The sequence below is a fragment of the Pseudomonas coronafaciens pv. oryzae str. 1_6 genome (assembly GCF_000156995.2).
Lineage (GTDB): Bacteria > Pseudomonadota > Gammaproteobacteria > Pseudomonadales > Pseudomonadaceae > Aquipseudomonas > Aquipseudomonas tremae.
The window spans coordinates 4,263,931-4,277,976 of record NZ_CP046035.1; the positions used below are offsets into that span (position 1 = coordinate 4,263,931).

General features: G+C 58.2%; 12 protein-coding genes and 1 pseudogene. 10 read left to right on the top strand and 3 right to left on the bottom strand.

Annotation, left to right across the window (positions count from 1 at the left end; all coding sequences use genetic code 11):
- Window positions 1-29: 29 nt before the first annotated feature.
- Window positions 30-362 carry a DUF3509 domain-containing protein gene (locus POR16_RS19085; RefSeq protein ID WP_005891299.1) on the top strand — a complete coding sequence of 111 codons (333 nt, stop codon included), beginning with the start codon at window positions 30-32 and terminating at the stop codon, window positions 360-362.
- Window positions 363-381: 19 nt separating this feature from the next.
- Here the strand turns inward: POR16_RS19085 and POR16_RS26650 are convergent.
- A pseudogene (locus POR16_RS26650) lies at window positions 382-501 on the bottom strand (sel1 repeat family protein); the annotation flags it as partial.
- A 243-nt stretch (window positions 502-744) separates the two neighbouring features.
- Between POR16_RS26650 and POR16_RS19090 the strand changes: the two are divergent.
- Complete coding sequence (locus POR16_RS19090; RefSeq protein WP_005891297.1) at window positions 745-1,077, top strand: YXWGXW repeat-containing protein; 333 nt, start codon at window positions 745-747, stop codon at window positions 1,075-1,077.
- Between the two features lie 61 nt (window positions 1,078-1,138).
- Here POR16_RS19090 and POR16_RS19095 read toward each other — a convergent pair whose 3' ends face one another.
- Complete coding sequence (locus tag POR16_RS19095) at window positions 1,139-1,627, bottom strand: phosphate-starvation-inducible protein PsiE (RefSeq protein WP_005891296.1); 489 nt, start codon at window positions 1,625-1,627, stop codon at window positions 1,139-1,141.
- Between the two features lie 399 nt (window positions 1,628-2,026).
- Here POR16_RS19095 and POR16_RS19100 point away from each other — a divergent pair, with 399 nt between their 5' ends.
- The 8 genes from POR16_RS19100 to POR16_RS19135 all read left to right on the top strand — a co-directional run bounded on the left by POR16_RS19100 (window position 2,027) and on the right by POR16_RS19135 (window position 13,167).
- Window positions 2,027-2,293: a YebG family protein gene (locus POR16_RS19100; protein WP_005891294.1), complete on the top strand. Its 267-nt coding sequence runs from the start codon at window positions 2,027-2,029 to the stop codon at window positions 2,291-2,293.
- A gap of 707 nt (window positions 2,294-3,000) precedes the next feature.
- The gene (wecB, locus tag POR16_RS19105) at window positions 3,001-4,251 is read left to right on the top strand and encodes a non-hydrolyzing UDP-N-acetylglucosamine 2-epimerase (protein WP_005891293.1); all 1,251 of its coding nucleotides are present in this window, start codon (window positions 3,001-3,003) and stop codon (window positions 4,249-4,251) included.
- A gap of 171 nt (window positions 4,252-4,422) precedes the next feature.
- Window positions 4,423-6,636, top strand: coding sequence for a cellulose biosynthesis cyclic di-GMP-binding regulatory protein BcsB (locus POR16_RS19110; RefSeq protein ID WP_042932355.1), 2,214 nt, complete (start codon window positions 4,423-4,425; stop codon window positions 6,634-6,636).
- Between the two features lie 12 nt (window positions 6,637-6,648).
- A complete protein-coding gene (locus POR16_RS19115; RefSeq protein ID WP_005891290.1) occupies window positions 6,649-8,769 on the top strand; it encodes a glycosyl transferase family protein in 2,121 nt (706 codons plus the stop codon).
- Window positions 8,766-10,730 (top strand): bacteriophage N4 adsorption protein A, encoded by a 1,965-nt coding sequence (locus tag POR16_RS19120; protein WP_005891288.1) that lies wholly within the window; start codon window positions 8,766-8,768, stop codon window positions 10,728-10,730. The genes POR16_RS19115 and POR16_RS19120 overlap by 4 nt, the downstream gene beginning before the upstream one ends.
- 31 nt (window positions 10,731-10,761) lie before the next feature.
- Window positions 10,762-11,634 carry an alpha-amylase family protein gene (locus POR16_RS19125; RefSeq protein WP_005891287.1) on the top strand — a complete coding sequence of 291 codons (873 nt, stop codon included), beginning with the start codon at window positions 10,762-10,764 and terminating at the stop codon, window positions 11,632-11,634.
- 86 nt (window positions 11,635-11,720) lie between these two features.
- A complete protein-coding gene (locus POR16_RS19130; RefSeq protein ID WP_005891285.1) occupies window positions 11,721-12,524 on the top strand; it encodes a SirB1 family protein in 804 nt (267 codons plus the stop codon).
- Between the two features lie 139 nt (window positions 12,525-12,663).
- Window positions 12,664-13,167 carry an MEKHLA domain-containing protein gene (locus POR16_RS19135; RefSeq protein ID WP_005891283.1) on the top strand — a complete coding sequence of 168 codons (504 nt, stop codon included), beginning with the start codon at window positions 12,664-12,666 and terminating at the stop codon, window positions 13,165-13,167.
- Between the two features lie 222 nt (window positions 13,168-13,389).
- On the opposite strand, the gene POR16_RS19140 is transcribed toward POR16_RS19135, so the two are convergent.
- Window positions 13,390-13,947 carry a hypothetical protein gene (locus tag POR16_RS19140; RefSeq protein WP_005891280.1) on the bottom strand — a complete coding sequence of 186 codons (558 nt, stop codon included), beginning with the start codon at window positions 13,945-13,947 and terminating at the stop codon, window positions 13,390-13,392.
- Between the last annotated feature and the right edge of the window lie 99 nt (window positions 13,948-14,046).

Consider the following 14,046-nt stretch of genomic DNA (forward strand, 5'->3'; position numbering starts at 1 on the left):
TACGCAGAACCATTGAGCAGGTGAATGATATGGACAATCCTTTTCAGATGATCACGGACACTTTTCACCCCGATTATCGGGTGAATCTGAGCATTCAAGGGCTGGACGGCAGCATCATGCTGACTCTTTCCAACGAGTGCGGAGTTGTTGCCAAGCGCCTGATCAGCGCCGCACAGCGAAACGACCCACAACGCCTGCGCAAGCTTATCGAAAGCGTGCAGTTCGGCATCGCCATCGAGCGCGGCGAGAGTGCGATCAAGTTCCTCGCGGCGATGACCGATAACGCGACACTGCAGAAAACAACAATGCCTGCGAATGGTCCGTGGTCACGGAATCAGGCAACGGTGACCGCCGGGGCTTGATGCGCACTCACCCTGACCATCAGTCTTTCTTGCTGTAAACAGGTGAGCCTGGCATTGGCTTGCCTGTTTCGGGGTCGAGCATCATGGCCTTGGCCAGTTGCTCGATCAACGCTTCGGAGTGCTTGGGTGGCTGGATGCTCCGCATCGCTTAGCTTGAAATGTCCAAGCATATTGCCGTTTTGCAAGTTGATGTAACCCGCCCCTGAAGCAGCAAGCCATCTCGGAAGCGAACATAATCAAGGCCTTGCGCCACCACGTGCCCTCCCTCAGGTTCAGCAAAAGTACAGATACGACCTGCTAAAACAATCCTTGCAGAAACATTCGAGCGACTGGGCATGACGTTCAGCGCCACTGCACCTGCGGATGATTCCGAGGAGGCAACATGTTCATACGTTACGGGGTATTGATCGCATCGCTTGCGATAGCGTCAGGTTGTGTCGAGGAGCGGGTCGTGCATGAACGATCACACGTACATCATGAATACGTCGAGGAAGTGATTGCGCCGCAAGCGCCACCAGAACGCGTGATCGAAGTGGAGCCTGCGCCTCGCGCCGGCTATGTATGGGCACGCGGTTACTGGCACTGGAACGGTGAGCGATACGTGCCGGTTCACGGTCACTGGGAAGCGGAACGTCCCGGTTATCGCTATGTGCATCCGCACTGGGAAAGCGCGGGTGATGGCTGGCACTGGCATGCCGGAGCCTGGCTCAACTAGGCATCTCTTATCGGTGACAGGCGCTTGGCGACATCTTTCATGGATGCCGCCAGTGCGTCGATCAGACCTCGCCTTTCTCTTCCGTCACGGCACCTTTGACCGCGCTGGATGAGTCGGGGATTTTTGCCGAAGGGTATTTGTACGATGCATAGCGTACAACCAGAATCGCGAACGCCAGCAGCAGAATACCGCCGCACAGGTAGATGATGCCGATGTCGGGCGGGTTGTGGTGGGACACGTCGGAAATCAGCAGGCGAGTCAGTGCGGTGATCGCGACGTAGATCAGAAAACGCACGGGCATGTGGTTGGTCTTGAAATAAATCCCGGTCATCGCCCCCAGCTCCAGGTAGATGAACAGCAGCAGAATGTCATCAACGGTGACGTTGCCTTTCTCGATCATTCCCAAAAAAGCGACTACTGATGCCCAGGCGGTGATTGCGCCGATCGCGAACAGCGCCAGAAAGTGAAAGCTTTCGACACACAGGTTGCCCAGTGACTCGGCCTGGCCATGCACACGGTGCCTTATCTTTACTGCCCATTTGTTTCCCATGACGCTCTACCTCTGAACCTTCGTTTATGCCGATCGGATGATGCCGAGGACTGATGACCTTTTGTAGCCTGCTTTCTAAAGCAGGAACAGGGCCATAGGCTATGGTTGAGAGCGTGACGGGATGTCGCAAGGCACATTTGCAGCGGAAAAAAGGTAGTCAAAGGCCATCATTCATACAGTGCTTGATTGCAATCCTGTTTTTACTGTATAAAAACACAGTACTCAGGAATTCACATGCATACGCGTCGGTGAACAGCCTTCAACGGGGTGCCCTGCTCTACCTGACCGGCACGCTGGTCATGCACGATCACTGCTGTTGCATCACCCGCTGGTCAGAGCGTGAAGCGCTGAACGTCCGGGTCTAGCCCTTTCAACACTGGATAAGACGACGAGGCCAAAATGGCTGTTGAAACCCTTTACCGCAGTACCCGCGATCTGGAGACTACTTTCGTGGACCGTAAACTCGCCGATGCGCACGATCAAATGCTCGAGCTGGCCGAGCTTCTCACTGACGTCCTGGTCAAGAACGTACCGGGGATTTCCGAGAAGCACGCAGAGGACGCGAGCATTTACATGGCGAAAAACCGGGCTGTCTTCGCAGCGGCGTTCAAAAACAACGCCACGGCGCTCAACGAGCTGTCGGAGCCTTCCGCTGCGCAGAGCTGACAGCCACCGTGGATAGCGGCCTTTCGCAGGGGGGTCGCTAATCATTCTCATTTATAGATTGCTCAGAGGCGTGGCACCTGCTACAACTCCACCCCTCATACATTCAAATGAATAGTTTCACGCCAACAGTATGTAACGCGACATATGCACTCCTCGCTTTGCCCCTTCGCTTCGGCAACCTTACATATTAAAGTTCCTCACCGTCATAATAGCAGCGCCATTTTTGTGAACCGCATTTCTGTAAATGTCATTAAACAGGCGTCAGGATTTTGCTGTAGTGAGGGACTTCACAGTGCGCCATTTTTTATTTAAACTTTTTGCCATCACCGACACTTTGCATCACACCTAGTCAGACTTTAAAACTCATCAAGCCCGCGCCACTGCGGAGCTAAACCCCTGCAATCACTGGCCGAAACGCCCAACCAGGGCCATTAAACCTTCCACTGACCGTGCTTAAAAATGAAAGTTCAGACCAATCAACACATTGAAAAATAGTTAATAAAAAGTTTGGCTTTGCTAATTTCTTCTGCTAATAATCCGACCAAATCCGGGTAACAAGGCAAATGGCTACATCACACTGAAGTGAACATCGAGTATTAACTCCGATTTTTCCCGCCCGAGAAATTCATCAACTCGCACACCCAACGAGCTGTCCGCAGCCCGGACTCATTGCTGTGCAGAGCGCTAGACAGCGCTGGAGGAAATCAATGGCTGGTCAGCACCCCAGAATGAAGGTTCTTTCAATCTTTGGCACTCGTCCAGAGGCCATCAAGATGGCTCCTCTGGTCAGAGCTCTGGCCGCCGAGCCAGGTATCGATTCGAGAATCTGCATCACTGGCCAGCATCAAAGCATGCTGCAGCAGGTACTGGACATGTTCGAGCTCAAGGCTGATTACAGCCTTGATGTGATGCGCCCTGAGCAGACTCTGAATTCCCTGACCGCTGCGCTTTACGCGGCCATCGACCCGATTCTTGACGAGTTGAAGCCAGACAAGGTTCTGGTACACGGCGACACGACCTCAGCAATGGTGGCTGCCATGTCGGCGTTTCACCGCCGCATTCCCATTGGTCACGTCGAAGCCGGCTTGCGTACGGGCGACATTCGTCAGCCTTGGCCTGAAGAGATGAATCGTCGCTGCATCGACCTGATCTCCGATCATCTGTTTGCCCCCACTGCCGAGTCGCGCCGCAACGTGCTGGGCGAGCGCCTGCAAGGTGTGTCCTTTGTGACAGGTAATACGGTCATCGACGCATTGCATCTGACGGCCGAGCGGATCGACAGCAACCGCCAGTTGCGCCATGCGCTTGATCGCCAATTCTCGTTTCTGGTGCCTGAACGCAAGGTCCTGGTGGTCACCGGACATCGTCGCGAGAACTTCGGTGATGGCTTCCTTAATATCTGCAAAGCCCTGGCTGAGCTGGCCCGGCGCGACGATATCCAGATCGTTTACCCGGTGCACCTGAACCCCAATGTTCTGGGTCCGGTGACCGAACATCTGGGTGATCTGCCCAACGTTCATCTGATCAAGCCGCTTGATTACCTGTCGTTCGTGCGTCTGATGCAGCGCGCCCACGTGATTCTCACCGACTCCGGCGGCGTGCAGGAAGAAGCACCGTCGCTGGGCAAGCCGGTGCTGGTCATGCGCGACGTCACCGAGCGCCCGGAAGCCGTTGCTGCAGGTACCGTGCGCTTGGTAGGCACAGAGCCGGACGCGATTATTCGCGGCGTGAATGCGCTGTTTGATGACCAGATTCTCTGGCAGAACGCGTCACGTGCAGCCAACCCGTACGGAGACGGCAGAGCCAGTGCGCGCATCGTAGACGCGCTGATGGGCCGTCCGGTAGAAGAATTTGTCGCTGAGTTGCCGCGTCAACGTCTCGACCTGCAAAGTGCTCAGCCTGACACCCACATCAAGCCTCAACACCAGCACGTCCAGATGCGCTCGATGGCCGGCTAGATAAAAACTGCGCATTGCGCATTCAGCACACACCAACACCTAACGAATTCGCAGGATGCAGTCGGCAAGCGTAACGGGTATCTGACTTTGGTCAGGTACCCGAAAACGTTTATGCGGATCAGTAGCCTGCATCAAGACCCAGGGCCTTGAGCCCTTAGCGAGATCTGTCCGATGAAATCTTCCGTTACCGTAAACACGGGCGCGTTGAACGTCCTTGCCTGCGGGATGACCCTGCTGGCGCTGATGCCTGCATTTGCCCTGGCTGCAGAAAGCCCTCTGACCCAGGCGATCAACAGGATCACTGCCGACAATCGTCAGGAACGAGTGATCGAGCTGAGCGAGCTGGGTATTGATCGCCCGATCATCCTCGGAGCCACTGACGCGCGCCGGGAGCTTTACCTGCCGGTGCCAGCCAATGTGCCGCTGACCGATGCAACGCTGAACTTCGACGCCAGCTACCTGAACGGTGAAGCTGGCCGCAACACATTGTTGCTGTCGCTGGACGGTTATCCGGTTCGTGCAATGGGCCTCAACGAAGAACAGGGCAATGCCAGTACGGTTTTGGGTGTTGACAAGGCGGCGCGGGAAAACGGCTCGGTCCGGTTGGGCATTGCCTGGTCCTCGGTCATTTCGAAGGTGCTCTGCGAAGACCAGCGCGCCATCGGTAACGTACTGCGCATCGATCCGCACACGCGCTTGACTTACAGCTACGACGCAAGCCAGTTGCAGGATGTAGGTGCGGCATGGAATGCCATGCCGGGCAAGCCGGGCCTGATGGTCGCGCCCGGCACGTTGTCCAGTGCCAGCTACGACGCCGCATGGCGTCTGGGTGTGGCGCTGGAAAGAATCGGCAAACAGGCGCGCATCCTGCCATTCCCGGCAGTTCAGGACAGCGTGGACCTGAGCAACCTGAACATCCCTGCAGAACTCAAGCAAATACCCGCGTTTGCCAGCCTCGACGGCAAAGGCCAGTACACGTTGCGCGACCCGGCAGAAATCGGCGCCTTGCTGATGCTCGGTCAAACCCCTGCGTTGCAGGCGGACATGGCCATCAGCGATCCGCAATTGCTCAAGGCAATCGATGATGCACTGAACGCCCTTCAGGCACAGGTGCAGGGCCTCGATGCATCGGCTGCCAGCGCGCTGGGCCAGTGGCGCGAGCGTCATATCAAGCAACCGCTCGCCAACAGCTCCGAGGACGTAAGCCTGGCCCTGCTGGGCAATCGTGCGCTGTTGATGATCAAGCCTGAGTCGGCCAGCAAGGCCATCGGCCTGTTCAGCTCGGCGTGGAACAAACTGGCACGCAATCGCCAGTTGACCATTGGCGAAGAGGCAGCCATGCCCCTCAGCGAAGACGGTCGTGTTGCGCTGACCCGTCTCGGCGGCAAGCCGGGTACGGTCGATGTACTGGCGAAAACCGACTGGAGCGCCTCGTTCCCGCTGGGCAGTGTGGCCTATGACGGTCGCGTACCGGTGACCGCGATGATAGACGTCGCCGCGGCACCCGGCGCGTCGGGAACACCGCCGGTTGCGACGCTGTTCCTCAACGATTACCTGATCGGCGCCATGCAACTGACTGCCGACGGCAAAAAGGAACGCATCGAAGCCAGAATTCCGCAATACGCGCTGGCAGCGCAGAACACCCTGCGGGTCTCCTTCCAGCGTCAGCCGGTCAGCAACCAGTGCCTGGAAACGCCTCAGGCCTTTCCGATTTCGGTACTGCCGACCAGCCACGTAGTGTTGGACAAGATCACCCCCGACGAGAATTTCTCGGGCATGGCGGCGCGGTTTGCGACCGACACTCAGGTGATGGTGCCTAAAGGTTATCTCGAGCGCCCGGCCAGCAGCCTGCCGCAGGTCATTCGTATCGCCAGTGCCTCAGGGGTCTCGCCACTGCGTGCGCAACTCAGTGTCAGCGACGATGCAAGCGTTGCGGTAGCACCGGGCAAATCCTTCCTGGCGTTTGAGTTGCCGATCAAAGACGGCGCCGAGTCAGTCAAGGCAAGCAGCGATGGGCACCTGCTGATCAATCACAAAGAGCAAACGCTGCTCGACCTCAAGTCCCTGAATCATGTGGCCTCGTTGCAAGTGATCGAAGCTGGCGGTCAGCACGGCATGGTCTATCGCACCCTGGGCGGTCAGGCGCCGGTCTTCGAGCGTCCGGTATTGCTGGAGCGCGGCAATGCTGCACTGCTGTCCGACAGCGGCTCTCTCGCCACCTTTGACGCCAAGGATCCGACTGGCAGCCAGATGATCGAGGACGAAGAAGTCACCGGCATTGAAGCCTGGCGCAAACCGTCGCTGCTGTGGCTGATTCCGGCCGGCATCGTGCTCTTTCTCATTCTGTTGCTGGCTGGCCGTAGCGCCCGTCGCAATCGCTCGTAACGGGTCGCCTCAATGACGTCGCTTTATTGGCCTTACTGGCTGGCCCATTACTACAGCGTGCTGGAAGTCGCGACGATCATCGTCGGGCTGATCATTCTCGTCTCGAGTATTGACGACCTGATCATCGACATCTGGTACTGGGCCAGGCGGCTGTACCGCAAGTTCACCGCCGAACGCCGCTACCGGCCGCTGACCGCCGAACAACTGATTGCCCGCGACGAACAGCCGCTGGCAATCATGGTCCCGGCATGGCTGGAATACGACGTCATCGCGCCGATGATCGAGAACATGGTGTCGACGCTCGATTACCAGAACTACGTGGTTTTCGTCGGCACTTACATCAACGACCAGCGCACCATAGATGAAGTGGAGCGCATGCGCCGTCGCTATAAGCAGTTGCACCGTGTGGAAGTGCCGCATGACGGTCCGACCTGCAAGGCTGATTGCCTGAACTGGGTAATTCAGGCGATCTTCCTGTACGAGAAGACGCATGCCGTGCAATTCGCCGGGACCATCCTGCACGACAGCGAAGACGTATTGCACCCGCTTGAGTTGCGCCTGTTCAATTACCTGTTGCCGCGCAAGGACATGATCCAGTTGCCGGTGGTATCGCTTGAGCGCAACTGGTACGAATGGGTAGCCGGCACCTACATGGACGAGTTTGCCGAATGGCACGGCAAGGACCTGGTGGTCCGCGAAAGCATGACCGATACCGTGCCGTCGGCCGGTGTCGGTACGTGCTTCTCGCGGCGTGCACTGATGGTGCTGGCCGAAGAAAACCAGAATCAGCCGTTCAACACCGAAAGCCTTACCGAGGACTACGATGTAGGCGCCCGACTGGCGAAGTACGGCATGCAGGCGATCTTTGTGCGTTTCCCGGTGCAGTTTCGGGTGTTGCGCAAGTCGTGGTTCCGCAAGCCATATGAATCAACGCTGGAAATGCCGCTTTGTGTCCGCGAGTTCTTTCCGGACACGTTTCGCACTGCGTTTCGTCAGAAAGCGCGCTGGACCTTGGGCATCGGCCTGCAAGGCTGGGAGCAGATGGGATGGACCGGCTCGCTGGCAAACCGTTACCTGCTGTTTCGCGACCGCAAGGGCGTAGTGACGTCGTTTATCAGCATCATCGCGTACCTGATCCTCATTCAGTTGCTGGCGCTGATCGTTCTGCGCTCCAGTGGCGTCTGGAACACCAGTTTCCCGACACCGTTCGAAACCACCGGGCTGATTCAATACCTGCTGGTGGCCAACGGCATTGCACTGTTGTGGCGGATTGCGCATCGCTGCTACTTCACCACTGCGCTGTATGGCTGGCAGCACGGCTTGCTGTCCATACCGCGCATGGTGGTCGGCAACTTCGTCAATTTCATGGCCGCGGCACGGGCCTGGCGAATGTTTCTGGTCGGCAAGGTGCTCAATCGCAAACTGGTCTGGGACAAGACCATGCACGACTTCCCGTCCACCGACCTGGTAGCCGTCGCACCCCGGCGTCTGGGCAGCGTGCTGCTGTCCTGGCAAGCCATCAACGATGAAAGGCTTCAGACCGCGTTGGCCGAGCAACAGACTCGCCAGATGCCGCTGGGCCGTATTCTGCTCAGCCACGGCTGGCTTGACGATGAAACCCTGGCAGAAGCCATCGCCTTTCAAAATGATCTGCCACGGGTGTTCGACATTGCCGGCAAACGCTCCGCGAACAACCCGCTGGCCGATGAGTTCTGCGTGCGCTGGCGTGTCGTGCCGTTGCAGATCAATGCGCTGGGTCGCCAGGAAATCGCTGTGGCGAGCCCGCTTTCAGAAGAGGGGCTGCAACAGATTACCGAGCAACTGGGCGCCGAACCGGTGCAGTTGATTGCACGCGAAAGCGATATCGTCACGCAGCTGCGTCAGCTCAACGCAGTTGACGGGCTGCCATTGCCATCGGCAGCTCCGTTGCTGGGCGATCTGCTGGTCGAGCAAGGCTTGTTGGACCGCGAAGTGTTCAGCAAAGCCATGCTCGGCTACCGACCACATGTACATGGCCGGATCGGCGATTACCTGGTCGATATCGGCGTGCTGCCACGCGCAACTATCGAAGAAGCTGTGGCACGTCAGCACAACCATTACCAATCTGATGCTCAAACGGAGCAGCCACTATGAAGCGCCCCTTCATCCTGTCGCTGCTGGTGACCGGCCTGAGCCTTTCTTCACCGTTCAGCCAGGCAGAAACTCTGCCGTTGCCATTGACCGGTCCTGCGTACGCCATTGCCAACGAAGCCTACATGGCCTACAACCGCAAGGACTACGACCTTTCTATCGCCAAGGCCAACGAAGCGTTGCGTCAGCGGGCCGATGCTGCACAGTTGCGCGATCTGATTGCTCTGGCCGAGCGCGACAAATACCGTCGCGATCATCCGCAACGCTTCCCCAAGGCACGCCCGAAGCCCGGCTACCTGGAAGGCAATCAGGCGCTGCGCGCATACACCAATCGTGATTACGAGGACTCTGCAAGGCATGCCCGCAATGCCATTGCGCAGGCCCCGAAAAACCTGGATTACCGCATGATGCTGATCGAGGCCCTGCAACTTCAGCAGCGTCTCGACGATGCACAGACAGCCATCCGGGAAACCGAACAGGCACTGGGGCCGCAACCGGCTTTGACCCGACGTCTGCAGGCGATTCAGGAACAGGTCGCGGTCGACAAGGCGGCCAGAGGCTATAAAGCCCTGGCACGCGGCGACAACGAAACAGCTGTCAGCGAGGCACGGGATGCGGTCCGCAGCTTCCCGAAACAGATGGCTTACCGGAAACTTCTGGTCAGCGCGCTGATGGCGCAAGGGCAATACGAAGAGGCGCGCTCTGCCGCCACCGAAGCCCTGGCGCTCAATGGCAACGATGCCACCCTGCTCGCCCAGCGCGGGCAACTGCGTCAACGCCTCGGCGACCAGAACGGTGCGCGTCAGGACTTTGCTCAGGCACTGGCCGTCGGCAACCTGCCGCTGCGCGAACAAGCCTCGCTGTATGCCGCGATGGGCCAGCCGCGAGAGGCCCTGCAACGTCTGCAGCAAGCCCGCGATGCCGGGGAGCTGCAACCGGGCGACGAGGTACAGATTGCGTATTTCCTAAGCCAGGCAGGCGATGATCAGGGCGCGCTGGACACGTTCAAGCGCGTTGATCGCCAGGCAGGCCTGAAGCCTCGTGAAGTTCAAGATGCGGCCTACACCGCCATGCGCACATCGGAAGATGCTCAGGCCATCGCCTGGTTCAAACGAGTGCTCGACTATCAGCGAGCCGGCGATTTGCAGATGCCGGCCCAGCAAGTGTTCGACACTCGCCGCGCCGTTTCCGACCTGTCTCGCGTCTGGGGCCTGACCAATACCACGACCTATCGCGGTGCCAGCACCAGCAGCGGGCTCAACGGCGCGCCGACCAGCAACACCGACAGCGTGCAGAACAGCACCGAAGTGTTCTGGCGCCCGTTCGGTTATCGCAATGCGCGCTTCGTCGAGCTTTATGGACGTGTGACCGATACCCTCTGGAGCAAGAGCGGCGAGTCCGATACGGGCGCCGATGCCCTGCAAGGCGCACTCGGGGTACGGGCCAAGCCGTTCAGCGAAGTCAACATTATCGGCGCGTTCGAACGCACGTTCCCTCTGGGTAACTCCAATGCCGATGGCGACTGGCTGGTGCGCCTGGGTTATGGTTCCAGCATTGGCACCGACCTGCGGGTCGATGTCCCGAGCTGGTGGACCTCGCAGCTTTACGGCGAAGGTGGGCGTTATCTGCAGGACAAACGCAACTATTTCAACAGCGAATGGCAGGTCGGCCGCAGCTTCCGCCTGGACAGCATCAGCCCGCGGCTGGTGGTGTTTCCGCATGTGGTCGCAGCAGTGGACTACGATTCGAAGATGCGCAGCGAGGTCGACACCCTCGGCCGCAGCAGCACGTCATCAGGCAACGCCGGCGGTTTGGGCGTGGGGACCGGCGTACGCTACTGGTTCCGCGAGGATACGTACAAGGCACCGCAGTCGTATGTCGATTTCTCGGTGCAATACCGCGAGAAAATCTTCGGTGATGATCGTGCAGAAGGCGTCTTCGCACGCATGACATTTTCGTGGTGACCATCGCGAATCATCTATCAGGGAGTAATGTTTGAAGGTTTTGACCGCACTGCTACGCCAGACAACGCTGGTCAAGACCTCGCTGGCGGCCGTGCTGATAAGTGCGCTGACCTTTGTTTCCAGCGAGCTGTACCAGTTGATACAGCCCAAGGGGCCTGGAATCGTCGGCATTGTCTGGCAACCGGATAATGCGACGGTAGGTATCAGCGGCGATTGGGACAAGCTCGGCGCACGACAATTGCTCGTACAGTGGACGGCGGTCGATGATCAATCCTTCATACCCGGCGCAGGCCTGCCGACCGTGCCGGTAGTGCCGGACTGGTCGCGCATCGGCAAACAGCCTTGGGCGCAGGAAGTGATTCTGGGCCTGGCTGGGTACTTCAGCGAGAATCGCTCGCGGGACAATATCGAACAGCTGGCGTTGCTCTCCGCCCAAATGGCCAAGGCCAAAACCCCGCTCAATGTCACGGGCTGGTACTTTCCGGCCGAGGTCGACCCCAGCTGGAGCCGCGCCAAGGAGTTACCTGCCCTGCTGGCAAAACTGCCAAGACCGTTGTGGATCAGTGTTTACGATGGTGCCAACATCGGCCCTGCCGCCACTGCCGACTGGCTGAAAACCTGGCTGCCGGATGACATCGGAGTGTTCTTTCAGGACGGCGTGGGTGTCTATGCCCGAACCGCACCAGTCGCCCGAAACTATGCCGATGCCTTGCGCAAACGGCTGGGCAAAAACCGGGTAAGGATCATCGTCGAAGCGTTTCGCCCACAGGTCGGTGGCGGTTTTCGCTCGGCGACCGCCGCCGAACTGCAACCGCAAATCGACGCCTATGACGGCTATCCGCTGTACCTGTTCGACGGCCCGCATTACGTGACGCCTGAACTGGTGGAGGCACTGAGCCGGTAGGTACAGGCGGCGCTGGACGAAACCTGCATACAGGGCTAAAAAGAGTCTCTGAACTCAACGCCCGAACGTCGGTTACGGAGTGGTCGATGACTCCACGTCAGCATTGCCTGGCTTGTCTGCAACGAACGCCGCCTGCGGTGTTTGATGCCGCGCTGTGGGTCTCGGCAGAACATGACGCGCAGTTTGCACGGCAAGACGTGATGGGCGAGCTGGACCATCTGCAGCGCCAGGCCGGTGCGGCACTGCCGGTATTGCCGGCATCTGAACTGGCGCAACCACTGCTGAGACAGCTCGCCGCGCTGGGTTTTCAACAGGACGACTGGAACCCGCCTAGGCCGGAAGCGGCGTTGCTGCATGCAATCGTGCTGCGCAAACGAGGCCAGCCCCTCGGGCTGGCACTCATCACTCTGGAAATAGCACGAAGGCTCGAGATCCCGCTGGAAGGGGTCAACTTCCCGGGACATTTCCTGTTGCGCGTGCCCGGCGCCGACCATCTGCTTGACCCCTGTGGTGGACGCAGGCTCTACCCCGCAGACTGTCGCGAACTGCTCATTCGGCAATTCGGTCCGACCATGCATCTGCGTGCCGAACACATGGTGCGCGCCACGCCGGTCAACATGTTGCAGCGGCTATCGCGCAATCTGCGGCACTTGCACCAGATCAATGACAACCCTGTCGCGGCGCTCAAGGACGCTGACAGAATCATCGAACTGGGGCAGGCAACCAGCAGTGATCATCTGGCCCGCGCCACCCTCTACAATCTCCTCGAGTGCCCGCAGGCCGAGCGTTTCGATCTGGAACACGCATTGATGCTCAGCGAAGATCCGATCCAGCGGCTCAGGCTGACAGAGCGTCTCAGCCAGTTGCCGTCGAGGCGCAGCGTTCATTAGATTGGTCTGAAAAGTCGGCGCGAGTAGAATTGCCGCCCGAAGCCCATGATGACCATCCCGCCGTTGGCCTAAATAGGCGCGGTGGCCGGGGTGCGCTGCTGACGGGCAAACGTTTCCGACTGACGATGCGAGGTGATGTGTGTCCCTGCAAGAACATTTCATAAACGTGATCGATGAAAGCTACCGACACTGGACCGGCCAAGGACTGCCTTCGCCTGGGCAACTGGACCCGCAACAACGCCTGAATTGGCTGCATACCCAGGCGCCCTACAGCCTGTTAGCCCATGACGGCGCCGCAGACCCGCGTTTTACCTACGTGAACGAATGCGCACTGCAATGCTTCAAGTACCCGCGCGAGAGCTTCATCGGCATGCCCTCACGCTTCAGCGCTTCGGAGCTCGATCGCGCTGCGCGACAGGTATTGCTGGAGCAAGTGACCGCCAACGGCATCGCCGATGGCTACAGCGGCTGGCGAGTGGATGCGGATAATAAACCGTTCATGATCTACGCCGGCGTGGTGTGGACCCTGTTGGACACACAGGGGCAGGTCTGCGGACAAGCCGCGTTGTTCTGGCCGGATGAGCAGCGCATCGGTGTGCTGGATCAAGAGTTTTCAGAACAACTGGCACCTCCTCCAGCCTGAGCATGGCGGCTGGTCGCTGCCCAGGGGTGCAGCCCGCCGACGATTGTTACCTGCACAGTAACGCTGCATATCCTGCGCAGGGATTTTTCTAAAGCATGCAGGCAGTTACCCTGCGCACGTTGAAATAGACGTGGATTTGCAAGCTCCCTTGATCCTGCGTTTTGTTTGGCCGCTGCGTATACATGCAGCGGCTTTTTTATGGCTGCGGGTTTTGATCATCACTTACCCTTTGGCATTAGGCGTCTTTTTCACCAGCCCATTCTTTTCCATACCCTTTATCTTGAGCATTTCACGACTGTCCCCTGATTCAGCGAAAGCCTGAAGGTTTTGCATTATATGAATGGCCTTGATGTAATCGGGCAGTAATAGCTTGGCGTAGGGGTCGCCGCCCAATACCCGCTCTTTCATTTCGATAATCTGCTTGGCAAAAAACTCCACGGCGTTGATCTCTTTACTGGCGTCGACCAGCTTGCCACTCTTGTCGAACTCGTCGCCGGTTCGGCTAAAGAGTTCAGCGGTATGATTGTCGATCATGCCAAACTTGTACAGAATCATGCCGGCTCTGTTCAGGTCTTTAGGGGTTATCTGCTCGGGGTTAAAGCCCTTGAACAAAGGCTTCATCTTGCGTTTTTCCATGGCCAGAACGTTAAGTGCTATCGAGTTCTCGCCTATGTCCTGCAGTACTTTCCCTACCTGTGCCTCCGCCTTCTTCAGCGTGATCCTCGCAGGCGGCTCCGCAAAGGTCAGCTGTGGAAACTCACCCCAGATTGATCTTGTCATGTGATAACTCCGATATGAATGCATACAAGACTCATATCGGAGTGGGGCGAACTTAGTTGATAGCCAAAGACAAATCCATACAAAGACTACATAGCCATA